Origin of the sequence: Vibrio sp. Y42_MX_L11 (genome assembly GCF_024181785.1) — a bacterium.
In the GTDB taxonomy this organism is placed as follows: domain Bacteria; phylum Pseudomonadota; class Gammaproteobacteria; order Enterobacterales; family Vibrionaceae; genus Vibrio; species Vibrio diabolicus.
Map to the genome: position 1 here is coordinate 23098 of NZ_JAMZAP010000010.1, position 24728 is coordinate 47825.

Below are 24728 nucleotides of genomic sequence, written 5' to 3' on the forward strand. Positions count from 1 at the left end.
CATATAGGTACATGTTTGATAACAATTATTTATTAGCCGAGATATGGAAATTTTGACTTGGCGTTAACTAAAAATTCAGTGTATGAACTACGCTGTTTGAGGTGGATATTCGATTTATTGAATAACAAAGAGTGGTTACCACAACCACGATACGAAGGAGCATTATATGAGCAACACAAACGGCGGTTCGGTAGGTAAATGTCCAGTTATGCATGGTGGGCAAACATCTACAGATAAGTCGGTGATGGATTGGTGGCCGAATGCCTTAAACTTAGACATCCTGCATCAACACGACTCCAAAACCAACCCATTTGGCCAGGACTTTAATTACAAAGAAGAACTGAAAAAGCTAGATGTCGAAGCACTTAAAAAAGACTTAAAAGAGTTAATGACTGATAGCCAAGACTGGTGGCCTGCCGACTGGGGACATTACGGCGGTTTAATGATCCGAATGGCATGGCACGCAGCGGGTAGTTATCGTATCGCGGATGGACGTGGCGGCGCTGCGACAGGCAACCAGCGTTTTGCTCCTCTCAACTCTTGGCCAGATAACGCAAACCTCGACAAGGCTCGCCGCCTTTTATGGCCAATCAAGAAAAAATATGGCAACAAATTAAGTTGGGCCGATCTGATTGTCCTTGCCGGTAACATGGCGTATGAATCCATGGGCTTTAAGACCTTTGGTTTTGGCTTTGGGCGAGAAGACATTTGGCACCCAGAAAAAGACACTTACTGGGGGTCCGAGCAAGAATGGTTAGCCACAAGTGACGCTGATAACAGCCGCTACTCTGGTGAGCGAGATTTAGAAAATCCACTTGCCGCAGTAATGATGGGGCTTATCTACGTCAACCCAGAAGGGGTGGACGGTAACCCAGATCCCCTCAAAACAGCACATGACATGCGTGTGACCTTTGCGCGAATGGCAATGAACGATGAAGAAACTGTCGCGCTCACAGCGGGTGGTCACACGGTCGGTAAGTGTCATGGTAATGGTGATGCCGCAAACCTTGGTCCAGAGCCCGAAGCAGCAGACGTTCATGAACAAGGTCTTGGCTGGATTAACCACAAAACACGTGGCATTGGCCGTGACACGGTAACGAGCGGCATTGAAGGTGCTTGGACGACACACCCTACACAATGGGACTACGGATACTTCCACCTACTATTTAAGTACGATTGGGAACTGAAGAAGAGCCCAGCAGGTGCGTGGCAGTGGGAGCCAATCGACATTGAAGAAGAAGACAAGCCTGTCGATGTTGAAGATGGTTCTAAGCGCTACAATCCAATTATGACTGACGCCGATATGGCGCTCAAAATGGACCCTGAATATCGCAAGATTGCAGAAAAGTTCCAAAATGACCCAGCGTACTTTGATGACGTTTTTGCTCGTGCCTGGTTTAAGTTGACACACCGCGATCTAGGACCAAAATCATGTTATTTCGGACCTGATGTGCCAAGCGAAGATCTTATTTGGCAAGACCCAACGCCTGCAGGTAAGACAGACTACGATGTCGATTTAGTGAAAACAAAAATCGAAGCAAGTGGCCTATCCATTAGTGAGCTAGTAAGTACGGCGTGGGATAGTGCGCGTACTTACCGTGGCTCTGATCGCCGAGGCGGCGCAAATGGTGCGAGAATTCGTTTGGCTCCGCAAAAAGATTGGCAAGGAAACGAGCCAGAGCGTCTAAGTCGTGTTCTTGCTGTGCTAGAAAAAATAGCAGCAGAAGAGGGCTGTAGTGTTGCAGATGCTATCGTGCTTGCTGGTAACGTAGGTATTGAACTGGCTGCGCGTGCCGCAGGTCATGATGTATCTGTGCCATTCGCGCCAGGCCGAGGTGATGCCACCCAAGAGATGACGGATGTTGAATCATTCGAAGTTCTTGAGCCTGTTGCAGACGGTTTTCGAAATTGGTTGAAGAAAGACTACGCGGTTAAGCCGGAAGAGTTGTTGCTCGACCGAGCGCAGCTTATGGGTTTGACAGCACCAGAAATGACGGTACTCATCGGTGGTATGCGCGTTTTAGGCAGTAACTACGGCGGTGGAAAAGAGGGCGTATTTACTGACCGAGTAGGCACTTTGTCGAATGATTTCTTCGTGAACCTTACTGACATGGCATATACGTGGAAACCAGTGAGTGCTAATCAATATGAAATCCGTGATCGTAAAACCGACGCTGTGAAGTGGACGGCAACCCGTGTGGATCTTGTCTTTGGCTCAAACTCGATTCTACGTTCGTACGCGGAAGTGTATGCGCAAGATGATAATCAGGAAAAATTCATCCACGACTTCATCGCTGCATGGACGAAAGTCATGAACGCCGACCGTTTTGACTTGTAATAAGTGAAACGATGCAAATCGGTAGATGCGTAAACAAAGTTGATGAATAAGTAAGAGAGGCGGGCGCAAAGCTCGCCTTTTTCTTTACCTGTCTTTTTACTTTGATTGTTACTTTGATTGAAAATTGAGCTCATTTGAACCATAATAACTAGACCATATGAACCATAGGAGCTTGATATGGCAACTGCAGCATTAAAAAGCTTTAAGCCGAAACAATCTCATAAAGCCAATTTCTGGCTTATGTTAGGTATTGAAGATGCTGAAACGGGTCGTATTGATGCGGTTCACAAAGGCTTTGAGCCCAAGGTATACCGGAACATTGTTGATCGAGTAAAGCTTTCTCAAAGTGAATTCCAACATGTGACACTGATTCCTGTTAGTACAATTAAGCGTCGTCTTAAAAATGATGAGCGTTTTAATACTCAAGAGAGTGATGCAATCTATCGATTAGCGATGTTATTGAAACTCGCAACAGAGTTGTTTGACGACGAAGAACGCGCGTTAAAATGGATGAGAGAAAATGTGTACGGCTTAGGTGGAAAACGTCCACTTGATATGGTGTCGACTACGGTTGATTTTGAAATCGTAAAAGATTTGATCGGCCGTTTAGAGCACGGGGTGTTCTCGTAATATGAAGCTCTATCGTCTCACACAAAAGAAATTCGCTGACACGCCATTTAGCCCCGTTGGCGCAAAGTTATTTGGAGGGCGATGGAACTCAAAAGGAACCGAAGCCCTCTACTTCTCTGAATCGGAATCCCTTTGCTCGTTGGAAGTGTTTGTTCACGTAAATAACGATCCAGCTATCACCAAACTGTACGATTTATATCGTATTGAGATGCCCGAATATCTCATCGCCACCTTAGATGAAGAAGATCTCCCTGTGACGTGGCGAGCAATACCGGCGAGCGAGTCTACACAGTACATAGGTGACCAGTTTCTCAATGATCCTCATCCTGAGTTTGCCGCGCTACAAGTGCCTTCAACGATTTCACCTCGTGATAAAAACTACGTGGTGAACCCAAATCATCCCAAAATGAAAGAGATCATCAAGAAGGCCGAAAAGCTCGATTTCGCGTTTGACCCACGCATTTTCAAATAAACGCGCTGGCTTTCTCTCGCTTTAAAATATTCAGCGCTTACCTGAGATAAGCGCTGAAGCATAAAAGTTTATTCTCTTGGTTATTGTCGGTCGTAAGTGAACTGTTGCGCTTCATTCGCACTGCTGTGGTAATGCCCAAGCACCAACTCAGCACCTTTGTAAGATAAATGGCTGTCATCGGTATACATGGCGTTGTTCGCACCAACTTTCATTCGACATACACCATTTCTGCAAATGGCCTCGGTCAAGTCGACAAACTCAACATGCTCAAATTGCTCAAAGTAGTTCACTAACTTTTCCACGTTTTGAGGGTGATGTTGTTTGGGAGAAAAATCGCATGCGGACTCTTTCGTCTCGCCAAACAAACGCGCTTTCCAAAGGCATTCTCCTACCGCAAAAGGTGCGGAAGGGGTTGGGCCGAAAACGACCACTTCTTTCCCTTCCAGTTCATTCAACAATCCAGTTAATGATGCCTCATAATCGGCTTGTGAAAGCTCTTTATTGAAGTTGGAAGAGATAACGACGCGACGAATAGAAGGGGTACGCAAAATGGTATCGACTGCCTGTTTGAAGAACTGTCGGCAAGAAATTGATCCAGCATCTTTGATGATGTCGACATAACCGACTGCACAGGAATCTTGAGTAAGTTGCACTACGCCAGTTGGTGTTACTTCGGATAGACGCTTTACGTAAACCATGCTGTGACTATTGCCTAGCACTGCGATGGTGGGCTGCGGCGCAGACGAGCACACATCGTTAACGTCGGTGTTGCCGTTGCAATCTAAACCGTAACCGTTATTAACGCGCATGGCTTCGAAAAATGCGCTTCTTTCTGGAAAACCACCGTTTTTATGACCAATAACGCCGAACGTCAGCAAGGGTAACGTCAACAACACAACAACCGCAGATACAGTGCGCATGCTCATGGCTTTTCGGCTGCGGAACGGCTTTTCAACAAAGCGCCAAGTGAAGTAAGACAGTACAAAAAGAGCGGCAATGTAAAGCGAGATATTGACGTCTTGAGTTGCGTCCAGCATGTAGCGGTAAAACACAAATAGCGGAATATGCCACAAGTACAAGCTGTAGCTGATTAAGCCAACGAACACAACCCATTTTAGGCTCAGCAATTTACCGCAGACATTGTCTTTAGAGGCAAACAAAATCACTAACGCGCTACCGATGACTGGCACCAGCAAAGTGATACCCGCGCCATCTTGCGATTTTTCAAACAAAAGTGCAGAGGCCAATATCAAAACGATGCCAATGGTTGCCAGCGTATCGTTGGATTGAACTTGAACTTTTCTCATTACTAATGCGAGTAATGAACCGGTTGCCAGTTCCCAAGCACGAGAGAAGATCATGTAGAAGGCGAAATCAGGATCGTTGCTCGCATAGACAATAGTCATCAAACTCAGCGCAAATACCGCGATGAAAAAAGTCAGGTAAAACGCGTTTTTGCCACGAGCGAGTAGCATGAGTAGCAAAGGAATGACAATGTAGTATTGTTCTTCAACGCCCAAGCTCCAGGTGTGAAATAGCGGATTGGCTTGATCTTCTAAACCGAAGTAATTGTGACCTTTTAAATACAGAAGAATGTTGGATGAAGAAAGTATAGAAGACACTGCGAACTGACCAACGTCTTTGTGTGCTTGTGGCAAAAACAGCCACCAAGACATCAAATAGCTGACGGCAATCACCACCAGTAGCAGGGGAAGTATGCGGCGAATGCGTCGCTCATAAAAATCACCGAGGCTGAACTTCTGGTTTTCCAAATCGTTAATCACGATGGTGGTGATCAAATAGCCGCTGATAACAAAAAATACGTCGACGCCAATAAAGCCACCAGCGAATTGCTCAACTCCTGCATGAAACAAAATCACCAACGTGACAGCAATCGCCCTTAATCCGTCCACTTCCGCTCTGTAAGTCATATCGTGTCCCTCCAACATTCCGTTTAACGAAGTAGAGCAAAATATGAACCAGAAATAATATTGCTTTAAATCAGCACCTTAAATTGAGTGTCAAAATGAAAAGGCTGGGGGAAATAACGAATTCCCAAATTGAATTTCAATATGGAAATCCCAGAAAGAGTGATTTTAAGAAGCGCTAAATCAAAGAACGTAAAGCGCGAGGCTCTTAGACTTCATTGAAAATGATAACGCTAAAGAAACAATGACAGAGAATACGATTCAGGAAAAAATTGCCAGCTTTACTTGTATCGAAGAAGCGTTGGATTACTTCGAAATCGAGTTTGATAGCCGATTTATCGAAAACAACCGAACCGAGTTGGTTAAGAGATTTAATGGCTACTTAATCCTCACTAAACCGGATGATTGGTTTTCAGGCCGCCGCGCACTGAAAAATGCCTACTGTAAAGTACAACGCAGTTTACTAAGTAAAACGACGCGCTCTGCGTGCCGAGGTTGCACATCTTGTCAAAGACGTTAATTCTTGGTGGCTTAGCCTAAAAAAGAACCCTGCATCTTGGCGTCACAGGGGGAAGAGCAAGGTTCTTTTGGGTTAGCTATTGGTTTGTCGCGAGTTGCGAATCGGCTTTACGTAGATGAGTTAACCCGCGTGATAAGCAGGGTAGTCCACTAAGCCTTTTTCACCGCCGCCGAACAATGTGGCAGGGTCATGTTCTGCCAGTGGATAGCCATGCTTGATGCGGCTTGGTAAGTCTGGGTTTGCAACAAACGGACGACCAAAACCGATCATGTCGGCTAAGCCACTTTCAATCGCGTGTTGCGACTTTTCTGCGTTGTAACGACCGGCATAGATCAGTGTGCCTTTATACGCCTCACGAACTGCGGTTTTAAAGTCGTGCGGAGTGTCTGGTGCGTCGTCCCAATCCACTTCTGCAATGTGAATGTAAACCACATTGAGTTTATCAAGCAGCGCTGCAGCAGCGGTGTAGGTGTTGACAGGTGTGCTATCAACGGTGCCGTTTAACGAAGTGAATGGTGCAAGGCGAACACCAACACGCTCTGCGCCAATGGCTTGCGTCATTGCTTCGACCACTTCACCAAGAAAACGCAGACGGTTTTCAATTGAGCCGCCGTATTCATCGGTGCGGTTGTTCGCTTCAGAATCGATAAACTGGTTAACCAAGTAGCCATTTGCTGCGTGAAGTTCGACACCATCAAACCCAGCTTCTATCGCGTTTAATGCGGCTTGGCGGTATTCTTCAATAACATTCTTGATGTCTTGTTTGGTCATCTCACGCGGCTCAACCACGTCGACAAAGCCAGGTTCGTCTGTGCCATTGTCGATAAATACTTTCACGTTTTCTGCTTTGAGCGCAGAAGAAGAAATAGGTTGCTCGCCGCCGATGTTGTCAGGATGAGTCACACGACCAACGTGCCATAATTGCGCGAAGATAACGCCGCCTTTCTCGTGCACTGCATCAGTTACTTTTTTCCAGCCAGCAATTTGCTCTGGGCTATAAATACCCGGTGTCCACGCGTAGCCTTGACCCATTGGTGAAATTTGCGTGCCTTCAGCAACGATTAATCCCGCTTCGGCGCGTTGAGCGTAGTAGGTGGCCATCATGTCGTTGGCGACATTACCCGGTTGAGAGGCTCGAGAGCGCGTCATCGGAGGCATAACGATGCGGTTTTTTAATGAGAGAGAGCCAAGTTGAATCGGTTGAAATAATGCGTCTGTCATAGGAAACCTCGTTATTGTTTAGTTTGAATCAGTTCGATTGGGTAGCCGTCGGGATCTTTAATGAAGGCGATGTGTGTTTCTCCTCCTTTCATTGGACCGGGTTCGCGAGTGACGTTACCACCAAGCGCTTTGATTTTTTCGCAAGCTGTGTAAATGTCTTCACACCCAAGCGCCATGTGTCCGAATGCGTTACCTAAGTCGTAACTGCCGGTATCCCAGTTATAAGTTAGCTCGATGGTCGCGCTATCTGGTTGATCAGGGCTACCAACAAACACCAGTGAGTAACGGTATTCTTGGTTCTCAAAACGATCCAAAACGCTCATTCCCAGAATTTTTGTATAAAATTCGATAGATTTGTCTAGGTCAACAACACGGATCATCGTGTGGAGAAACTTCATAAGTCGCCTTTCATAACGTTGCGTAATCACGATGCAAACCTTATCGCCACTCTAAATAAACTGGAAATTATCGTTAATTATGAAAATGATTATTTAACGTTATGGATAATGAGGTTGTTGGCCCTACAACGTGCAAACAAAGATTACTCGCCGTTTCTTTTTGATAATTGGCATATGCTAATTACTCTTTTTACAAGCCGAGTACTTAACATGTCCGCAAACAGTCACTTTCATTCCACTCACGAATCTCATTATCAATGTGCGGTTTGTTCTTCAATCGATGCGAATCCGAACTCTTTGGCTGTGAACTACCAGTGCCTAGCCGATGGTTCTGTTGTCGGAGAGTTTCACGTTTTACCGCGTCATCAAGGTTACACAGACCTGTTGCATGGTGGCATTGCGAGTTCGCTGCTCGATGGTGCAATGACGCACTGTTTGTTATTTAGAGACATTCAAGCCCTTACCGCGCAGTTGGATGTGCGCTACCATGCACCTATTGAGCTAGATGAGCATGTCTCGATTACTGCACACTGTGAAGGTGAACGCCGCGGTATATATCAACTGGTGGCTCAATTACTGGTCAATAATGAAGTTAGAGTGACGGCAAAAGGGAAGTTTATTCGTCCTAAAGAGGCGTAAATAAAAACTCGTTCTACGGAGAGATAATGAAGAAATTTGATGAGCTGTACGCAATTGCGACGAGAAAATCTCAATATGACCAAACCAACACTTGGTTTAAAGGCGTAGAGACTTATCTGGAGGCCATTGGCAAAGAAGTCGATGAAGTCCGTGAAGAGATTCGTGAGGATCGCCTTTGTCATTTGGAAGACGAGTTAGGCGATGTGTTGTGGAACTATCTTAATGTATTAAAAGCGTTGGAAAGAGAAAAGGGCATAGATCCTGAGAAAGTACTCGAAAGAGCCTGCACTAAATACGAGCAGCGTGTATCTGCGATTGAATCGGGACGCAGTTGGAATGAGGTTAAACAGCAGCAGAAACAAGCCTTGAACGCGGAACATGAAGCCGCGCAGTTAGAGACCATGAAGAGCCAATAACTGCGCGTGATATTATTTAAGATGCGGCGGAATGGGGAAGCCTGATCAATCCTTCGTGCTATTGACCAACAGCAGGTCACAAGGCGGTTGATCAAGTAACGTGTCTACAGTGCTGCCAGACCAAAATTGGGATGACATGCTTCGCTTACACGCGCCCATAATCAGAATTGCCGCTTGTGATTGCTTAACTGCTTTTGGTAACGCCGTTTCAGGGTTTCCTTCTGGCAGCAGTAGTGGTACTCGTGTTAACTTTTGCGCAGTAATAAAGTCCGTAATGCCTGCTTTTTGATTGCTCAAAATCTATGCACGATAGCGAGATAGATAAGGCGCAACGTAGCGGCAGTAAACTAACGTCATTTTTCCGCCCAAGGTTTTTTCTAGCTTTGAGCCTCGCGATACAATGGCTTTATCTACGACCGATTTCGCATCTCCGCGATGAAGCGGATCTATCGCGCAAAGCATGTTGGCGTGAGAAGGCCATGAACGCTCACTTAATAGCAATAAATCACAATCGTTTTTTGCTAGTTCGGTGAGTAAGGTTTGAATGTCGTGCTTGTTAAAATGCCCCACGAGCAGTAAATCTGTGTGGTCGACAAGACGTTTCGCAACTTGAGCAATCCAATGACTCCCTTTGAAATGCTCGTAAGAGAGGGTTGGCGTTTCAACTTCTTCTTCTTCACAAAGTTCGATAACGAAGTCTTTAAATTTTGATGTCCAAGCTTCAAACTCAGCTTGTCTCTTTTCTATATGGTCAGAGTTGAAACTAAGGAAATGCGCGAACGCGTGATCTTCACTCCGGCGGTGATCTTCCACCAATACCACGATGGGGTGAGCCAGCGCTGTCGCAAACTGAATCACTTTACGAAGCACCTTACGACTTGGTAAGGCGGCTTGCTGAGTCAGAAAAAATACTGGTGCCATTGATTACTCCATTATCAAACGAGGCAAATGCGCCTAATGCACACTAAAAGTTTATACCATCCCCTTATGCAAAGACGTTCTGTTTCTGCGAGCAAAATATAAATTCCGCAATTGTGCGCGCCATTGCCTAGAATTTTAACATCAGGATCTCATGCCTTTAGGTAATAGACATCGTGTTGACACTAACGTGATGTCCAAGGAAATCGGTGACAATGATGATAGATTCCAGCCAATTACAGATTAATCGCAAAGTACCTCATTTGCTTGCCGAGATCATTAAAGCGATAGAGTCGACCGAAGACCTCAGTTTTTTGAAAGACTATCAGGAAGCGCAAATCGCGAACATTTTGGAGTCGGTCAACATTGCTTATCGTAAACGCGTGATAGAAGCGGTGCCGCCAGAGAAGTACTGGACGGTATTAAATTTGCTGCGATACGACACCGCCAAGCACATTCATCAATCACTCAACAAAGAGCTGCAACATGAACGCTTAGCGTACATCACGGATTCGGAACTGATCATCTTTGCAGACTTTCTGCCGACCGAGTTTGTGGATGAGTACCTTATCGACCAAAGTGAAGAGTCGGTCGCACACATTCAACAAGCGCTGTCGTATGAAGACAATAAAGTGGGGAGATATGCCGAGACGCATTTTTTAGTCGCAAATCCTAAAAACAGCGTGGGAGGCATCAAAACCGAGTTGTTAAAACGTGGACAAAGCCCGGTGCGATTGATCATTGTGCGTGATGTCGGAGGCGTTATTGGGACGATAGAACCTCAAACCCTATTGCTGCATGAGAACCATACCAAACTCACAGACTTGACCGTAGTCACGCCAATTCTGGAAGATATCCAAACGATTCAAAGCGTCAGTAAACAGGTCTCGATTGATGGTGGAGCGCATTGGTTTCCTATCATGGCTGGTGGCAAAATTATGGGCGTTTTGTCGATGGCGACCATCGCGATTACTTTGCGCGAGCTCAGCCTACAAGCTGTAGTGGCAGAAAACGTACGAAGCGAAGAAGATTTGTTCACACCATTAACTGTGGCGACAAGGCTAAGAGCACTTTGGTTGGTGATTAACTTGCTGACCGCTTTTGTTGCCTCTGCAATCATTGGTATTTTTGATAATGTGGTCGAGCAAGTCGTTGCGCTTGCGATCTTAATGCCCGTGGTGGCGAGTATGGGCGGCATCGCAGGTAGCCAAACCTTAGCGGTGGCCATTAGGGGTATCGCACTCAACCATTTGCACCAAAGTAACTTGAAGCTATTGGTGAATAAGGAATTAAAAATCGCCACCATTAATGGCTTGATCATGGGATTAGTCATCGCGGGTGTCGTCTACATGGTGTTTGACTCTTGGCCATTGGCGCTTATTATCTGCTGCGCAATTTTTCTCAATAGTCTGGCGGCTGCGGCATCGGGTACGCTGATACCATTCACGTTGAAGAAGTTTAACATTGACCCCGCCGTGGCTGGCTCGGTAGTATTGACGACCGTTACTGATGTCGTCGGTTTCTTTGCGTTCTTAGGCTTAGGTGCCATCTTCTTGATATAGAAAGCCAATTGACGCACTAACCCGCTGATCCAATCTCTCCATTTTCCAACCCAATTTTTGGGCAAGCTTGGTTCGCTCAAAATTCCTCCGTTTTTCATAAACGCTGAACACGCCGTTTAAGCTTCCATTTCATCAATATTTTTCACTGTTCATTTCTATTCCAAAACATTCCACTGCTGATTTCTCTTAACGCTGGCGTGCCAAATGCCATGTCAATTTCAAACGCCAGATGATGCCAATTTTCTTGGCTGTACACGCATTACTTCACTCAAACAAAAAAATAAGGAAACAATTTTGAATAAACTCATCGTATTCACTGGTGGTCCCGGTGCAGGAAAAACCTCGGTAATCGAACAACTAAAAACACAAGGCTTTATCTGCTCGCCAGAAACAGGTCGTCACGTAATACAAAGGCAGGTTGCGAATCACGGTTCAGCATTACCTTGGAATGACAAACAAGCCTTTCGAGACGAAATGATGAAGGCAGAAGTGAGCAATTACCGAGCTTTCAATGTGCACCAAGCGGAGGTGTTTTTTGATCGCAGTATTGTGGACGTATATGGCTACAGCAAGTTGGAACAATTGCCAATCTCGCATGAGCTCATCACGCATTGCCAGACGCTTCGTTATCAGTCTCAAGTGTTCATTTTTCCACCGTGGTCGTCGATATTCAGCAACGATGAAGAGCGAAAGCAAGATTTTTCTGAAGCGGTCGCCACGTATCAACAGATGGTCGATGCATACCACAAGTTCGGTTATCAATTGATCGAAGTGCCCAAAATGTCAGTCGAAGACAGAGTGGCGTTTATTCTCGACTCAGTCATCGAATAAGGCAGACAGATGAATAATGCAAACAAATGCGTAAGGCGACTGTGACCACGACGACAATATGTGTAAAGGGAGTTATTTATACTGGATAAAATTCAATAACTTAATTGAGTATTATGTCTTTTAAATATCTTACCTTATTGCTCGCAACGACGAGCATGAACAGCTTTGCTGACGTGGACCTGCCTTCGGGGGATGATTGGTTAAACCATGTGACGAATGGTCTAGCGCCATATTGGATGATGGAAAGTGCGCATGGGCAACCAGCGGGGAATTTTCCGACATTTCGTTGTGATAACGGTGTCATTCTCGACCCACAAAAGCCGTGTGAAGAATTAAACAAAGGGTGGATTAGCCCGCACTTCGATCGCGAATACACACGCATGAAGTCGCGTCAAACTTACGCTTATGGCGTGCTTTTTCATCTTACGGGTGACAAACAAGCATTAGAGCTAGCCAAGAAAGGGGCTTATTACCTGATTGATCATCTACAAGATGAGAAAAACGGTGGCTTCGTGAGCTTTACGCGTAGTGGAAAACCGGGGATGGAGTGGCAACAGCGAACTTCTCAAGACCAAGCTTACGCCTTGGTGGGCTTGGCGATGTACTACTACTTGACGCAAGATCCAAAGGTTGAACAAACACTTATCGACCAGCAAGCGTTTATATTTAAACAATACCGACGAAGCGATGATCGCGGTCTGGCGTGGGTTTTGAAAGATGGTGATGGAGAAAGTGAGAAGCAGCAAGAGTTAGTCGCTCAACTTGACCAGATCAATGGCTATCTGTTGTTAACGGCACCACTCTTACCAGAGCCAGCGCAAGCCAAGTGGAAGCAAGATCTGCAATGGCTGACGCAAGTGATGCTGGATAACTACCACTCCGACAAAGAGCAGCGCTTTTATGGCGCGATACACCACAAAGCGGTAATGATGCCAGATGCAAAACACAATGATTTTGGACACACCATCAAAGCGTATTGGATGACGTATCTCACTGGTCAGTTGTTGGAGAATTCCAATTGGACAGAGTTTGGTTTCAAAGGAATGAAACACACGCTTAAACAAGCGCAATACCAGCAAAACTTTGAGCAAGTCAAAGCGCTCTTCTCACCAGAATGGCAGAGTAAATGGACGCAAGAGAGTATTCCTGCTTGGCAATCAAGACCGCACAAGCATTACAGCTCGTCTTGGGAATGGGCTGAACTCGATCAAGCGGCGATGACGGTTTCTCTTGTCGATGGTTCGATGAAAGAAACGCTTCAATACACGTTACCCACCTTTATGGACGTGTGGGTGGATCATCAGTACGGAGGTGTTGGTCTGAATCCTAAATCAACCAAAGCGTTCCATTGGGGAAATGGTTACCACCAGTTTGAACATGCGTTGGTCGGGTATTTGTACGCGCAACAAATGGCAAAACAGCCTGCCAAGCTTTACTACGCGCGACCAGCCGAGAGTAAAATGCCACTTAATCCATATTACTTTAACGCGGATATAAAAGCGTTTTCGTCGCAAAGTGATGGAGTCACTACCGCAACGTTCACCAATATTCGACCATAACTTGGTCGATGGTAGTGTGGTGGTTAAAGTCTGCGTGCAAACTAACAAACCCCAGTGGTAAACTGCGGGTCTGTTTTACATAGTATTTAAAGGTAATTTGATGAACCCGATTCTTGCGATGTTGAAAGAAAACAATATTAGCGACGAGCAAATCAACGAGCTATTTCAGGCGTTAACTCAAAACCCTCTGGCTGCAATGGCAACTATCAGCCAACTAGGTTTGCCACAAGAGCAGCTTCAAGCGTTAATGGCGCAGGTAATGCAAAATCCTGTACTGATTAAAGAAGCAGTGGAAGAGCTAGGCCTAGACTTCTCCAAAGTAGTAGAAGCCAAAGCGAAGCTACAGCAGTAATCGAGTTTTCGATAAAAACAAAAGCCGCCAGAGCCAAATGGTTCTGGCGGCTTTTTTACATCAGATGAAAGGTACGCGACTCCAACGGGAAAACGAATAGGTTGAGCTTAACTTGGTGCTTGCATAAAAAATTAAGTGCGATTCTAGTCACGTCGCATGAACTCACGGGTGCTATTGGAAATAAATGAATTGTTTCTAATACATAGAACGTATTAACATGGTTGCACTGGGCCCATATGAGTAAATTCATTGAATATACAATTTGAGAGAGGGTTTAGTTTTAAAAAATAATAGTTAGTTGGAATCTAGGTTAAATGAAAATAAATATATTTAAAAAGCTACAAGTTGTATTTCTTGTGGTGTCAGCATCTTTAATGGTGGGGTGTTCGTCTATAGATGCGCATGCTGGTGGCGGATACGGAAAGCCGTTTTCAGGCACAGCGTTATCAGTCGCACGACAACCTTGCTATTTAAGAGCTGATATTACTTCCATCGCGTTATACCCACTATCATTGATTGACATTCCTTTGTCGTTAGCAACGGACGTTGTGTTTCTTCCTGTTGATTTAATCATGGTAGCTACACCAACAACGAGTTATGGCGGTGTTGTTTCTCTAGGTTGTCCAAGCGGAAGCATGATCTAAAACACTTATTTTATTCAAATAAATGGAAGGAAATGAAAGTGGAATCGAAAAATAATTACTCAACAGAAAACAACGCTCCCTCGGTGCTCTTTGTAACGTCGCTTTTGTGTTTGGCATCAGTTTGTTTGGCCATACTGCTATTTATTATTGAGTACATTTCTGGCATGGAAATGAACGGTGTCGGCTTTCTTGGGACGTTAATACCAGCGATGAGTGTAGGATATTATTTTGGCTATAAAACAGGGAATATAATGCCTTCGACAACGAGATGGTATTCAGTGCTGCTTTGGAATTTATCGAGCTTAGTGGTGTTTTCTCTCATCTTAATGTTTTTGGGCATCTCTATATTTGAACTGATAGCGGAACTAGGCTGGTTCAGTATTATTATCGTTGTATTAACGTTAATAACCGTTTGTCTCGGGTACTTTATTTTCAAGAGTGGTGAAAAAATGGCGATTAAGGTTTTGCTAAAAGCGCAAAAGAGTGCGTAACTCACATATAACGAACGCTTAAAGATAGATACGTAAAGAAGACGCCAGCCATATCGTGCTGGCGTTATTGTCTTCTCTTTCTTTGTGCCTCTTTGGTCTCTAGCAAAATCGAATGTTTTAGACGAAACGGTCTTTCCACGAAAACTCAACATGTTTATGTCTGCCGAAACGTGTGTATAATTCGCCGGAAATTATGATTTACAGATAACGAAAGGTAAGTATGGCAGTCCTCGAAATTCTCTCCATTCCAGACCCAAGACTTAAAGTAAAAGCAGAAAAAGTCACTGATGTATCGACAGTACAAACGTTGATCGACGATATGCTAGAAACACTTTACGCAACGGGCAATGGCATCGGTTTAGCTTCAACCCAAGTGGGCAGAAAAGAGGCGGTTGTTGTCATCGATATCTCTGACGAACGCAATGATCCTTTAATCTTGGTCAACCCAGAAGTGGTGAGCGGAGAAAACAAAGCACTTGGTCAAGAAGGGTGCCTATCTGTTCCCGAATACTACGCCGATGTAGAGCGTTACACATCAGTTGTTGTGTCTGCATTGGACCGTGATGGTAACCCGATGACAATCGAGAGCGATGAGTTTTTAGCGATTGTGATGCAGCACGAAATCGACCACTTATCTGGTAACTTGTTCATTGATTATCTTTCACCGCTAAAGCAAAAAATGGCGATGAAAAAAGTGAAGAAGTACGTAAAAGCACAAGCTAAGTAATATGAAAAGAAGTAACTCACAACCGCGAGTTGCCTCCTTTTAAATCAAGAATAAGTAGAGTGTTTTATCTCGCTTTGTGGGGGACATAACGCTTTACGACCTTCATAAGCCGCTGAAATGAAGAACAGTTCATATGTGACTCATGAGGGTAGGTGGCAACATGGTTTAGGCTGTCTCGCACCGCTTTCAAACGTGTTATTTGCTCATCAATCTCAAGCGCCCTTTTCGCCAGTAAGTCACGATCAATGTATGGTTTTGAACCTTCTGAGTGATTCAACATTTCTGCCATTTCGTTAAGTGATATTCCAGCGATACGCCCCAAACTAATGATGTTGAGTTTATTGAGTACCTCTGGTGAATATTGACGTCTCAATCCATTCCTTCCTATCGAGCGAATTAACCCCAACTGTTCGTAGTATCTGAGCGTTGAGGTCGGTAATCCTGATTTTTTAACCACTTCTGCAATATCCATATTATTCCTCATTGACTTCAAGTTGGCTTTAAGTTGTAGCATGCAACTAAGACCTTAACAAATCAAAAACTTGAGGAGCAAAAAATGCTGTTTTTAATAGGATTACAAGCGGCGCTAATAGGGATTGGTGCGACTTTGGTAATGGATTTATGGGCTTGGATACAAAGGAGAGTGTTTGGTATTCCCTCACTAAACTATGCATTGGTTGCGCGCTGGGTTTTATATATGCCCAAAGGAAAGCTTATGCATGCGCCAATTATGGCAACAGACCCGATGTCGGGAGAAAAAGCACTCGGTTGGCTTTTGCACTATGCCATTGGTGTTGTTTTCGCTTTGGCTCACATTGCTGCTTTTGGGCATCATTGGTTGGTAGAGCCTAGTCTAGTGCCCGGCTTAGCCACTGGTGTGGTAACGTTGGTGTTCCCATTTTTTGTCATTCAACCTTGTCTAGGATTTGGTTTTGCTGCCAGTAAAACCCCAACACCTTGGAAAGCCCGTTTTCTTAGCACATTGGCGCATTTGGCTTATGGCTTGGGTTTATTCATAGCCGGGTTTGCAATCAAAGTGGCGAGCCAGTATTTTGCATAGGGAATATGAGCATCATGCAAACGAGTCTTTTTTGTTTTTATTTATGATGCTCAACTCTTGGTCGTTTTTGGCGCGTTGCTCATAGTGGGCCGATATGTTTGAGGTCTGTCGTATTTATCCAAGACGTAAAGTCGGCGAACATTTAACATTACCTTAACGCCAGAATGGCAAGCGGTTTACCAAGAAAAATTAAAATTATCTGGTTTGATATAAAGAATATTAAGGGTTTCAGATGGCTTCAAAAGTGGCAGGGATATCAATACTGAGCTTATTGGCAGCGCCAGTTGCGATGGGAGAAACAGCCAGTGCTTATGATTTATGTTTGCTAGACAAAATCAAGCAAAGCAAAGGTGAGGAAACCATAAAGAGCATTCGCGCGCAGTGTGAGCTTGATGCAGTAACAAGTACAGTGCCCGCAGATCCAGAAATTGAAGAACCTGAGGAGCTTCAGGAAAGCTTGGTCGACAAGCGTTTGGAGTCAGAACGAGAAAACGCCTTTGAACCATTTAGTTTGGTAGCGCATCGTGTTAACTACATCTTGCCGCTCACTTACAGTGATCGCGTAAATAAGCGTGCTTATGCGGACACTAAGTATGGGGATGAGCTGCGTAAGGAAGAAGCGGAGTTCCAAATTAGTTTTAAAGTGCCAATGAACTACGACGATTTGTTGTTTGATGGGGATGGTTTGTTCTTTGGTATGACGCTCAAGTCATTTTGGCAGGTGTATACAGGAGCAGCATCGCGTCCATTTCGTGAAACCAATTATCGTCCTGAGCTTTTTTATTATACTCCGACAGACTGGAAGCCACTTGATGGTTCGACTTGGTTAGGTTTTGGTATTGAACATGAGTCGAATGGGCAGAGACAAGAGTTATCGCGCAGTTGGAATCGTGTTTACGCCAACTTAACCTTTGCGAAAGACAATTTTGCGGTTTCTCTTCAACCGTGGTGGCGTATACCTGAGGATGAAAAAACATCTCCGAATGATCCTAAAGGTGATGATAACCCGGATATCGAAGATTACATGGGGCACTTTGAGCTATCGAGTGCATACAAATGGAATGGTTATGAGTTTACCTTCTTAGGCCGCCAGAACTTCCAAACGCATAAAGGCTTTGCCGAATTAGGGGTGTCATTTCCGATCTGGGGCAAACTTCAGGGATACGCACAGTACTCGACGGGGTATGGTAAGAGCTTGATTGACTATGATCATAATCAGCAGCGCATTGGTGTTGGTATCGCGATCAACGGTGTTCTGTAGTTTTTCGGTAGCCCATTAGAAATAAACGCTGGCAATTGAGATTTCAGTATTTAGAATGCGTGGCTGAAATTGATTTCCAACCTAGAGTGATTTTATGCTTCGTGATTACACCTTCGATTGTCTTGTAACCATGCCTCGTCATGAACTGGAAGAGTTTAGTGCTCGCATGATCAGTAAAATGGTGCCAGAAGACGTGATGAATGAGCTATTTACTTTCGATCAAGAAGAAGTGGATAGCGAAGACCGTATGTTGTCTGCACGTCTTGATGCCATGCTACGCATGACAGCAATCGCACTGAGTGAAATTCAACAAGCGTTTGATGACTCAGACAATGCAAAGCAAAATAGCGAGCGAATGACGCGATTGGTGCTTTGGCATTTCTATGCGATTTCATTCCATTTGGAAGAGGCAATCACGCTAGAAACACACTGTGCACTAGTGGAAAAACTACTTGAAAATACACCTTCGGATGTTTTTGCTTGGGTGAAAACTCTGACAGAGCTTCTGCACACTTACGCTGAAATCAACGCGAAAGAAAACCCTCAAGACTAAGGTTTTTGTCGTTAATCGTTCAGTAAACAAGGCGAGCCATCCGGTTCGCCTTGTTTTATTTTTGCATCTGTAAAATCCGCAGTTTTGGACTTTTGACGTACACCACTATCCTCGCTTTAGGTTCGCTTCTCACTAGCAAATAGGGCGATTCCTTCTTACACTAAAACCAAAGTATTTGTTTTCGAACACTTTAATGCATCATTAAGGTGTGTCTTTCAATCCACTTAAATACGGATAATTTATGTCGGAGAACGTTCTGGTTTTTAAATTTGGGCCTATTTTGAAGCGCATATGCTTTCTATCTCGGCTATATTTTCGTTGCGGGCGTAAATAATGGACCCGTTAACGCAAGGTTTACTGGGCGCTGCTTTGCCACAGTCTGCGAGTAACAAGCGGCACATTGTGGCTGCTGGCGTGTTAGGCGTGGTTTCAGGGATGGCGCCGGATTTGGACGTACTTATCCGTTCATCAACTGACCCATTGCTGTTTTTGGAGTATCACCGACACTTTACCCATTCATTGTTGTTTATCCCTTTTGGCAGCTTTCTCTGTGCTTTAGTGTTGTATCCGTTGTTTGCAAAAAGACGAGGGCTAAACTTCCGACAGAGTTGGTTTTATTGTGCCCTTGGTTATAGCACCCATGCGCTGTTAGATGCTTGCACCAGCTATGGGACTCAGCTTTTTTGGCCGATAAGCAACACACGCTATGCTTGGAACACAATCTCGGTTATCGACCCCGCTTTCACATTTCCTATTTTGATCCTGCTTTTGTTTGCCGCGCTGAAGCGAAATCGAAATTACGCGCGTGTCGCATTTCTATGGTCTCTGGCTTATCTGACTCTTGGGGTTATTCAACGAGATAGAGCAGAAGTGGCCGGATGGAAAATCGTCCAAGAGCGACAGCACAGCGCTGTGCAGCTAAAAGCAAAACCAACCTTCGGGAACCTTTTGGTCTGGAAAGTGATTTATGAAACGGAAGATAACTACTATGTGGATGCGGTAAGAGTGGGGCGTTCAATAAAAATCTACCCAGGCGAATCCACACCAAAGCTCAATGTGAAGACTCAATTTCCATGGCTCGACCCGCAATCGCAACAAGCGAAAGATATTGAACGTTTCCGCTGGTTTTCAAATGGTTTTGTAGTGCAAGACCCGGATGACGAAATGCGAATTGTTGATGTGCGTTACTCCATCGTGCCAAACCAAATTAATGCGCTGTGGGGCATCAATCTATCCCCAAAAGCCAGCGCGGATGAACACGTCGAATACACTGCTCATCGAGGTAGTACAGCGGAAGACCGCCAAACTTTTCTCAATATGCTTACGGACTTTGATTGAGCGCTTACTTGGGTTACATGGGGAGTGACTCAGTGACTATCAAGCCGATTGAAAGTCCTTCACCAGCGTAGGCTTATGAGCAAAGAAGATTTTGCTAAACAGAGATTTATACTTCCATCCAAGAGACAACAGTCGTTTTGCTAAGCTTTTGTTTTCAATGATAGCGACTTCAACGCCTTGGTAATGATATGGATGGCTTTTAATGTAGTCGATAAATGCAGTAAGCACACCTTGCCCGCGAACGGAGGGCGCAAAGTTGACTGCAACAATGGAAAAGCGCTGACTGCCAACAGGGCAACGGACAAAGCAGTGTCCAAGCGGATGAGTGATGGTCTCGGAAAACTCAGGAAACGCGCGAGACTCTAGTTCTTGAGAGAGCGCATCGTATTGCTTACATAGATAAGAAAATAGTTGTTTCGCTTCGCTGTTCATATCGGTGCCGCTTACTTGTAACTTGGTTTAAAGGCATGGATTTCAAAAACATTGTAACCATAGGCAGCAAGACAAAATGCGGTGAACTTTTACAATGGTGATTTCCTATTTTTGAAAGCTGACTTGTTACAAATGAAGTTGATTGGATTTTATATGGTACTTGGGGATGAGTGTTTCTAGTTGAAGGGAGAGTACGCTGGTTACTGGATTCTTACCGGAGTTCCTGTATTAAAAGGAGAACCACTTGGTTTAATGCCGCTCGTTTAACTGCGAGTGGCATCTTTTTGTATTTCGTCACCTTGTACAGCGACGAAGGTGCGTGATATAGGATCTTCTATCCTAGCTCTTTATGGTCAAAATTGTCTCTTTAACCACTCAGCACGTTGCTATTAGATTCCTAGTCTCGCCAAGGCTCGCTGGAATGACACAAAAACATCGTTAAGCTATTGGCATTAAATCTCTTGGTCCGTTTTTGCTTATTCTGAGGGCTTAACTAGGCATTACTCTAAGTGCTTAAATTGCAATGCCACAAGTCGCTGATACAACTCACAGCTTTGCATTAATGATTGGTGGTTACCAACATCGACTAACTCGCCATTGTCGAGCACCGCAATTTTATCCGCATGTTGGATAGTCGAAAGACGATGAGCAATGATCAGCGTTGTGCGTCCTTTCATCAGTGCTTCAAGTGCTTGCTGAACGTGATGTTCACTTTCACTATCAAGAGCGCTGGTAGCTTCGTCTAGCAGTAAGATTTTTGGATCTTTTAGAATCGCGCGAGCAATCGCAATGCGCTGTTTTTGTCCGCCCGATAGCCTAACGCCGCGCTCGCCTAAAAAGCTGTGATAGCCTTCGGGAAGCTTCTCAATAAACTCATGGGCATGGGCTTTTTTCGCAGCCTCGACGACTTGTTCATCCGTTGCTTCAGGATTACCGTAGCGAATATTGTGAAACACATCATGGCTAAACAGCGCTGGTTGTTGTGGTACGAGTGCCATTTGACGTCGAAGCTCTTTTGGGTCGAACTGTCGAATATCTTCGCCACCAAACAACACTTGCCCCTGTTGTGGGTCATAAAAGCGTTGCAGCAATTCGAATAGTGTTGTTTTACCTGCACCAGAAGGGCCAACCAACGCCAATACTTTGCCTTGTTCTGCGGTTAGATTTAATTCTTTGATAGCTGGTTGATTTGGGCGAGAAGGGTAGTTGAAACTCACCGAATTAAAGTTAACCTCAGCAGGTATGTCCGGACGGACAGGCAAATAGTTGCTTGGCGCTTTAATATCGCTGTCTACTTGAAGAATCTCAATCAGTCGCTCGGTAGCACCTGCGGCTCTTTGCAGTTCACCCATGACTTCGGAAATGGTTGCAGTCGATGAGGCAACCATAATGGCGTAAAACACAAACGCTGCTAGGTCTCCCGCAGACATCTTTCCGTGAATCACATCGCTGCCGCCAACCCAAAGCATGCCTGCAATTGCGCTGAACACAATCACAATAACGCCTGATATCAGGATTGCGCGTTGTTTTACTCTCTGTCTGCCCACTTCATACGCTTTTTCCACCTCGACAGCGAAAGCCGCTCGTTCGTACGGCTCTGAGCTAAAACTTTGCACGGTTTTAATATGTTCTATCGCTTCACCTGCGTAGCTGCCGACATCGGCCATTGAGTCTTGACTTTGGCGAGAGAGCGCACGCACGCGTCGTCCATAAAACAAAATCGGAACCAAAACCAAAGGCACAGAAGCAAGCACAATCAGCGTGAGCTTAACGTTGGTGGCAAACAACATTATGATGGCCCCAAAGCACATCAAAGCGCTACGCATCGCCATCGAGAACGATGAACCAATAATGCTTTGCAGCAACGTGGTATCGGTAGTCAGGCGCGACATAATATCGCCGCTACTGTTGGTCTCAAAATAGCTCGGATGCAGCGTAATCACATGGTTAAACACCGCAAGGCGAATATCCGCACTAACGCGCTCACCTACGGCAGAGACAAGGTAAAAGCGAAAGAAAGTCCCAATGGCAATACAAAGTGTGACACCGACAATAAACTGAATCGCATTGGTAAGCTCTTGCAGTGATTGCTGAGCAAAGCCTTGGTCGATAAGAATACGTACTCCATAGCCAACGGATAACGTCAAACTTGCTGTCGCGACAAGGGCAACCAAGGCCGCCGCAACCCGCCATTTATAGGGTGCAATAAAGGTGTTGAGTTTAAGAAGAATGCTGAGATTTTTGTTATTTTTTCTGCTCATGAGTGACTCACAAAGCGTTTTAGGTACCAGGCATAGTAAGCCAGTTTGGTTGGTGAGACCAGCGAACTGCCGCTTTCGAATTAGGAAATTCACTGGGATAACCAATATCGCATGTATATCGAAAATCACTTAAACGTCGAAGAGACTAGAATCAGCTTTTAGTTCGGAGGGTGTTACGCACGGCTTTTGGCGAGTAGCAGGTCGACTTTTCCTTTGGCTGTTTTACTGACCGTTTGCATCAACTTAAAACTTGGTTTTTCGACGCCTGAGTTTTCTATCCCTTCGACCATTAAGAGCCAAAGCTTGGCTGTCATTTGCGCATCGGCTAGTGCACGGTGGAAAACACCGTCGTTGTCGATATTTTTATAGCGAACAAGTTCACCTAGCTTATGTGATGGGGCTTCTTGAATGAGCCGTCTTGCCACCAGTAAGGAGCAAGCAAACTCACCCGAATAACTACAGTTGATTCGTTCAAGCTCCGCATCTAAAAATCGTTTATCGAAGGACGCGTTGTGAGCGATAAGATTCTCGCCTGCAATGAACTCACTAAATGACGCCATTACCTCTTCGCAGCTTGGTGCCGATCGCAACATATTGTTAGTAATGCCGGTGTAGTTCTCAATGAAAGAACTCACTCTGAAGCCTGGATTCATGAGTTGCTGAAAACTATCGACAACCTCGCCATCGACTAACTTTACTGCACCAATTTCTATTACGCGATCACCTAAAGTAGGAGAGAGACCTGTGGTTTCAAAGTCGAGTACGACCACAGAGTTTGCTTGAGGCATAAAATTTTCCAGCCGAGTAATATTGCGCAAGAGTATTATCGAAAGCGACAGAAAAAGAAAGGCGAACGCAATGGTGAATATCTGTCTATCTTTACTCCACAAAGTCAGTGTTCGTCGTCCACTGTTTATGGTCAGGTACGTTCTGGCTTACCCATCGCGGCTTGTGCGGTAGCCTTATATTTCAAATGTTTTTCGGCTTTTCGATTCATTTCAGTTAAGCATTAACTTTCGATACAACATACTGATTATAAATTGATTTTATAAATTAACTTCGGCATCATTCACGGCTTGATTTTGAGGATGAATATCATCACGGCAAAAAATTAGAACAACTTATAATGCGAGGCTAGGGAACGATGGAACCAATGAAAAATCACTATTTAGATATACCTGAAGAAAGAAAATTGCGTATTTTTCGTGAAGAAGATGAAGATTTCTACAGCTTCTGGGAAAGAATGCTTGATGAAAAACAATTTTTTTATCAGCAACCTCTCAAAAGAATGAGTAGCGACGCTTGGTATTCGCTTGATGCATTCTTCACTGCTTCCGAATTCGGACAACATCAGGCCTCGCCAGCTTATATAAAAAGGGCGCTTGAGTTACTGAATAACGTGTACTTGCTGGCCAATCATTCAGACCAAGTTGTTGAGTTCTCCGTTGGGCACCGACACTTTTCGGAAGTGGGTAACCGTTCTATTGCAGGAGGAACAATGGATGCTTGGCTGGATGAAATCTGCTTAGCGATGGCCGCGAGAGATTGGCGCTGCGTAGAGCTGATGACCATCATGGATGAGTCATTATTGTCTATAAAGACGCCGTTTAATGTTGCTCTAGTCGAGTTCGTTAGCGGTGTATTTAGCAATTCATCAGCGTTACCTGAGTTATTGCAAACTGTGATGGAGAAATCCTCCCCGCAATATTTAGAATCAACCAGGGTACCATATGTACACTCTTTGTTTATTCCATTTGTGAATGTGTTTGTTGCCATTATCGATGGCGATGAGTCACATTATCAAGAAGCACTGAGAGATGCGTTAGAGGCGCATTACCAGTTCTACATGAATGAAGATGTTCGCTATTCGCCAAAAGGAAATGTTTCTTTGAAACTGACTGGTCTTGCTGCATTGGCATACGATAAGTATGGCTGGACAATTCCAGAAGCCGCATATTTACCGAAATGGCTCGTTTACGGTGAACAGGATCTTTGTTCTAAATAAATCATTAATAGAACACCTTATGTAGTGTCTGCAGCAATGCCGTTCGATGAAAGGTTGGCTCAGCTGCGGGCTCTGTTTGAGCGAACAAAACAAATCTACAAGATCATTGGGCTTTGTTGCGTAATTCGATGGAACTAAATCAGGAAGTTACGATCTGATCGGCTACATCAGT

Annotated in this window: 27 protein-coding genes and 1 pseudogene; 19 read left to right on the forward strand and 9 right to left on the reverse strand. The window is 44.7% G+C overall.

The window, feature by feature from the left end; translation table 11 throughout:
- The first annotated feature begins 166 nt into the window (after positions 1–166).
- The 3 genes from katG (at position 167) to NL643_RS11870 (ending at position 3440) form a co-directional block, all read left to right on the forward strand.
- A complete protein-coding gene (gene katG, locus NL643_RS11860; protein WP_114323685.1) occupies positions 167–2338 on the forward strand; it encodes a catalase/peroxidase HPI in 2172 nt (723 codons plus the stop codon).
- 177 nt (positions 2339–2515) lie between these two features.
- Positions 2516–2968, forward strand: a complete 453-nt coding sequence (locus tag NL643_RS11865) for an antitoxin Xre/MbcA/ParS toxin-binding domain-containing protein (RefSeq protein ID WP_006742299.1) — start codon at positions 2516–2518, stop codon at positions 2966–2968.
- Between the two features lies 1 nt (position 2969).
- Positions 2970–3440, forward strand: a complete 471-nt coding sequence (locus NL643_RS11870) for an RES family NAD+ phosphorylase (protein ID WP_005376497.1) — start codon at positions 2970–2972, stop codon at positions 3438–3440.
- Positions 3441–3520: 80 nt separating this feature from the next.
- Here the strand turns inward: NL643_RS11870 and NL643_RS11875 are convergent, their stop codons facing one another.
- On the reverse strand, positions 3521–5371 hold the full coding sequence (locus NL643_RS11875) for an acyltransferase family protein (RefSeq protein WP_253644453.1): 1851 nt from the start codon (positions 5369–5371) through the stop codon (positions 3521–3523).
- Between the two features lie 241 nt (positions 5372–5612).
- Here NL643_RS11875 and NL643_RS11880 point away from each other — a divergent pair, with 241 nt between their 5' ends.
- Positions 5613–5888 (forward strand): nitrogenase-stabilizing/protective protein NifW, encoded by a 276-nt coding sequence (locus tag NL643_RS11880; protein ID WP_005498697.1) that lies wholly within the window; start codon positions 5613–5615, stop codon positions 5886–5888.
- 120 nt (positions 5889–6008) lie between these two features.
- Here NL643_RS11880 and NL643_RS11885 read toward each other — a convergent pair whose 3' ends face one another.
- The gene (locus tag NL643_RS11885) at positions 6009–7109 is read right to left on the reverse strand and encodes an alkene reductase (protein ID WP_253644454.1); all 1101 of its coding nucleotides are present in this window, start codon (positions 7107–7109) and stop codon (positions 6009–6011) included.
- Between the two features lie 11 nt (positions 7110–7120).
- Positions 7121–7507, reverse strand: a complete 387-nt coding sequence (gene gloA, locus NL643_RS11890) for a lactoylglutathione lyase (protein ID WP_253644455.1) — start codon at positions 7505–7507, stop codon at positions 7121–7123.
- A 210-nt stretch (positions 7508–7717) separates the two neighbouring features.
- On the opposite strand from gloA, the gene NL643_RS11895 reads away from it, so the two are divergent.
- Together NL643_RS11895 and NL643_RS11900 are read left to right on the forward strand one after the other, a co-directional pair.
- Complete coding sequence (locus NL643_RS11895; RefSeq protein WP_020842047.1) at positions 7718–8146, forward strand: PaaI family thioesterase; 429 nt, start codon at positions 7718–7720, stop codon at positions 8144–8146.
- A 26-nt stretch (positions 8147–8172) separates the two neighbouring features.
- Positions 8173–8562: a MazG nucleotide pyrophosphohydrolase domain-containing protein gene (locus tag NL643_RS11900; RefSeq protein WP_253644456.1), complete on the forward strand. Its 390-nt coding sequence runs from the start codon at positions 8173–8175 to the stop codon at positions 8560–8562.
- A gap of 45 nt (positions 8563–8607) precedes the next feature.
- Here NL643_RS11900 and NL643_RS11905 read toward each other — a convergent pair whose 3' ends face one another.
- Both NL643_RS11905 and NL643_RS11910 read right to left on the reverse strand, forming a co-directional pair.
- Entirely contained in the window at positions 8608–8859 is a 252-nt protein-coding gene (locus NL643_RS11905; protein WP_253644457.1) for a universal stress protein, read from the reverse strand.
- A 3-nt stretch (positions 8860–8862) separates the two neighbouring features.
- Positions 8863–9483, reverse strand: a complete 621-nt coding sequence (locus NL643_RS11910; protein WP_253644458.1) for a universal stress protein — start codon at positions 9481–9483, stop codon at positions 8863–8865.
- A 212-nt stretch (positions 9484–9695) separates the two neighbouring features.
- Between NL643_RS11910 and NL643_RS11915 the strand changes: the two genes are divergently transcribed.
- The 7 genes from NL643_RS11915 (at position 9696) to def (ending at position 15646) form a co-directional block, all read left to right on the forward strand.
- A complete protein-coding gene (locus NL643_RS11915) occupies positions 9696–11042 on the forward strand; it encodes a magnesium transporter (protein ID WP_253644459.1) in 1347 nt (448 codons plus the stop codon).
- 294 nt (positions 11043–11336) lie between these two features.
- A complete protein-coding gene (locus NL643_RS11920; RefSeq protein ID WP_176319379.1) occupies positions 11337–11873 on the forward strand; it encodes an AAA family ATPase in 537 nt (178 codons plus the stop codon).
- A 113-nt stretch (positions 11874–11986) separates the two neighbouring features.
- Complete coding sequence (locus tag NL643_RS11925) at positions 11987–13432, forward strand: N-acylglucosamine 2-epimerase (protein WP_253644460.1); 1446 nt, start codon at positions 11987–11989, stop codon at positions 13430–13432.
- A 100-nt stretch (positions 13433–13532) separates the two neighbouring features.
- Positions 13533–13784 carry a DUF2999 family protein gene (locus NL643_RS11930; RefSeq protein ID WP_140325490.1) on the forward strand — a complete coding sequence of 84 codons (252 nt, stop codon included), beginning with the start codon at positions 13533–13535 and terminating at the stop codon, positions 13782–13784.
- Between the two features lie 314 nt (positions 13785–14098).
- Positions 14099–14428: a YceK/YidQ family lipoprotein gene (locus NL643_RS11935; RefSeq protein WP_005478428.1), complete on the forward strand. Its 330-nt coding sequence runs from the start codon at positions 14099–14101 to the stop codon at positions 14426–14428.
- 32 nt (positions 14429–14460) lie between these two features.
- Entirely contained in the window at positions 14461–14919 is a 459-nt protein-coding gene (locus NL643_RS11940) for an ABZJ_00895 family protein (protein ID WP_029817912.1), read from the forward strand.
- Between the two features lie 220 nt (positions 14920–15139).
- Positions 15140–15646 (forward strand): peptide deformylase, encoded by a 507-nt coding sequence (def, locus tag NL643_RS11945; protein WP_006742287.1) that lies wholly within the window; start codon positions 15140–15142, stop codon positions 15644–15646.
- Positions 15647–15710: 64 nt separating this feature from the next.
- On the opposite strand, the gene NL643_RS11950 is transcribed toward def, so the two are convergent.
- Positions 15711–16118 carry a helix-turn-helix domain-containing protein gene (locus NL643_RS11950; protein WP_253644461.1) on the reverse strand — a complete coding sequence of 136 codons (408 nt, stop codon included), beginning with the start codon at positions 16116–16118 and terminating at the stop codon, positions 15711–15713.
- 84 nt (positions 16119–16202) lie between these two features.
- Here NL643_RS11950 and NL643_RS11955 point away from each other — a divergent pair, with 84 nt between their 5' ends.
- The 4 genes from NL643_RS11955 to NL643_RS11970 all read left to right on the forward strand — a co-directional run bounded on the left by NL643_RS11955 (position 16203) and on the right by NL643_RS11970 (position 19858).
- Complete coding sequence (locus NL643_RS11955) at positions 16203–16706, forward strand: DUF2938 domain-containing protein (protein ID WP_253644462.1); 504 nt, start codon at positions 16203–16205, stop codon at positions 16704–16706.
- 232 nt (positions 16707–16938) lie between these two features.
- A complete protein-coding gene (locus NL643_RS11960) occupies positions 16939–17967 on the forward strand; it encodes a phospholipase A (protein ID WP_253644463.1) in 1029 nt (342 codons plus the stop codon).
- A 94-nt stretch (positions 17968–18061) separates the two neighbouring features.
- Positions 18062–18520: a hypothetical protein gene (locus NL643_RS11965; RefSeq protein WP_005486552.1), complete on the forward strand. Its 459-nt coding sequence runs from the start codon at positions 18062–18064 to the stop codon at positions 18518–18520.
- Between the two features lie 333 nt (positions 18521–18853).
- Positions 18854–19858 (forward strand): metal-dependent hydrolase, encoded by a 1005-nt coding sequence (locus NL643_RS11970; protein ID WP_253644464.1) that lies wholly within the window; start codon positions 18854–18856, stop codon positions 19856–19858.
- A 39-nt stretch (positions 19859–19897) separates the two neighbouring features.
- On the opposite strand, the gene NL643_RS11975 is transcribed toward NL643_RS11970, so the two are convergent.
- The 3 genes from NL643_RS11975 to NL643_RS11985 form a co-directional block, all read right to left on the reverse strand.
- Positions 19898–20290, reverse strand: a complete 393-nt coding sequence (locus tag NL643_RS11975; protein WP_253644465.1) for a hypothetical protein — start codon at positions 20288–20290, stop codon at positions 19898–19900.
- 500 nt (positions 20291–20790) lie between these two features.
- Complete coding sequence (locus NL643_RS11980; protein WP_253644466.1) at positions 20791–22551, reverse strand: ABC transporter ATP-binding protein/permease; 1761 nt, start codon at positions 22549–22551, stop codon at positions 20791–20793.
- A 173-nt stretch (positions 22552–22724) separates the two neighbouring features.
- Positions 22725–23339 carry a PolC-type DNA polymerase III gene (locus tag NL643_RS11985; protein ID WP_253644467.1) on the reverse strand — a complete coding sequence of 205 codons (615 nt, stop codon included), beginning with the start codon at positions 23337–23339 and terminating at the stop codon, positions 22725–22727.
- Positions 23340–23695: 356 nt separating this feature from the next.
- Between NL643_RS11985 and NL643_RS11990 the strand changes: the two genes are divergently transcribed.
- Together NL643_RS11990 and NL643_RS11995 are read left to right on the forward strand one after the other, a co-directional pair.
- Positions 23696–24556 (forward strand): immunity 49 family protein, encoded by an 861-nt coding sequence (locus tag NL643_RS11990; RefSeq protein ID WP_253644468.1) that lies wholly within the window; start codon positions 23696–23698, stop codon positions 24554–24556.
- Positions 24557–24664: pseudogene (locus NL643_RS11995) on the forward strand (threonine aldolase); the annotation flags it as partial.
- Between the last annotated feature and the right edge of the window lie 64 nt (positions 24665–24728).

Excerpts from the sequence above, each read along its gene's own strand:
- NL643_RS11925 (WP_253644460.1), top strand. The coding sequence starts at position 11,987 with ATGTCTTTTAAATATCTTACCTTATTGCTCGCAACGACGAGCATGAAC.
- NL643_RS11970 (WP_253644464.1), top strand. The coding sequence starts at position 18,854 with ATGGACCCGTTAACGCAAGGTTTACTGGGCGCTGCTTTGCCACAGTCT.
- NL643_RS11895 (WP_020842047.1), top strand. The coding sequence starts at position 7,718 with ATGTCCGCAAACAGTCACTTTCATTCCACTCACGAATCTCATTATCAA.
- NL643_RS11975 (WP_253644465.1), bottom strand. The coding sequence starts at position 20,290 with ATGAACAGCGAAGCGAAACAACTATTTTCTTATCTATGTAAGCAATAC.
- NL643_RS11915 (WP_253644459.1), top strand. The coding sequence starts at position 9,696 with ATGATGATAGATTCCAGCCAATTACAGATTAATCGCAAAGTACCTCAT.
- NL643_RS11965 (WP_005486552.1), top strand. The coding sequence starts at position 18,062 with ATGCTTCGTGATTACACCTTCGATTGTCTTGTAACCATGCCTCGTCAT.
- NL643_RS11935 (WP_005478428.1), top strand. The coding sequence starts at position 14,099 with ATGAAAATAAATATATTTAAAAAGCTACAAGTTGTATTTCTTGTGGTG.
- def (WP_006742287.1), top strand. The coding sequence starts at position 15,140 with ATGGCAGTCCTCGAAATTCTCTCCATTCCAGACCCAAGACTTAAAGTA.
- NL643_RS11865 (WP_006742299.1), top strand. The coding sequence starts at position 2,516 with ATGGCAACTGCAGCATTAAAAAGCTTTAAGCCGAAACAATCTCATAAA.
- NL643_RS11885 (WP_253644454.1), bottom strand. The coding sequence starts at position 7,109 with ATGACAGACGCATTATTTCAACCGATTCAACTTGGCTCTCTCTCATTA.
- NL643_RS11955 (WP_253644462.1), top strand. The coding sequence starts at position 16,203 with ATGCTGTTTTTAATAGGATTACAAGCGGCGCTAATAGGGATTGGTGCG.
- NL643_RS11910 (WP_253644458.1), bottom strand. The coding sequence starts at position 9,483 with ATGGCACCAGTATTTTTTCTGACTCAGCAAGCCGCCTTACCAAGTCGT.
- NL643_RS11875 (WP_253644453.1), bottom strand. The coding sequence starts at position 5,371 with ATGACTTACAGAGCGGAAGTGGACGGATTAAGGGCGATTGCTGTCACG.
- NL643_RS11960 (WP_253644463.1), top strand. The coding sequence starts at position 16,939 with ATGGCTTCAAAAGTGGCAGGGATATCAATACTGAGCTTATTGGCAGCG.
- NL643_RS11980 (WP_253644466.1), bottom strand. The coding sequence starts at position 22,551 with ATGAGCAGAAAAAATAACAAAAATCTCAGCATTCTTCTTAAACTCAAC.
- NL643_RS11990 (WP_253644468.1), top strand. The coding sequence starts at position 23,696 with ATGGAACCAATGAAAAATCACTATTTAGATATACCTGAAGAAAGAAAA.
- NL643_RS11870 (WP_005376497.1), top strand. The coding sequence starts at position 2,970 with ATGAAGCTCTATCGTCTCACACAAAAGAAATTCGCTGACACGCCATTT.
- NL643_RS11880 (WP_005498697.1), top strand. The coding sequence starts at position 5,613 with ATGACAGAGAATACGATTCAGGAAAAAATTGCCAGCTTTACTTGTATC.
- gloA (WP_253644455.1), bottom strand. The coding sequence starts at position 7,507 with ATGAAGTTTCTCCACACGATGATCCGTGTTGTTGACCTAGACAAATCT.
- katG (WP_114323685.1), top strand. The coding sequence starts at position 167 with ATGAGCAACACAAACGGCGGTTCGGTAGGTAAATGTCCAGTTATGCAT.
- NL643_RS11900 (WP_253644456.1), top strand. The coding sequence starts at position 8,173 with ATGAAGAAATTTGATGAGCTGTACGCAATTGCGACGAGAAAATCTCAA.
- NL643_RS11930 (WP_140325490.1), top strand. The coding sequence starts at position 13,533 with ATGAACCCGATTCTTGCGATGTTGAAAGAAAACAATATTAGCGACGAG.
- NL643_RS11950 (WP_253644461.1), bottom strand. The coding sequence starts at position 16,118 with ATGGATATTGCAGAAGTGGTTAAAAAATCAGGATTACCGACCTCAACG.
- NL643_RS11940 (WP_029817912.1), top strand. The coding sequence starts at position 14,461 with ATGAAAGTGGAATCGAAAAATAATTACTCAACAGAAAACAACGCTCCC.
- NL643_RS11985 (WP_253644467.1), bottom strand. The coding sequence starts at position 23,339 with ATGCCTCAAGCAAACTCTGTGGTCGTACTCGACTTTGAAACCACAGGT.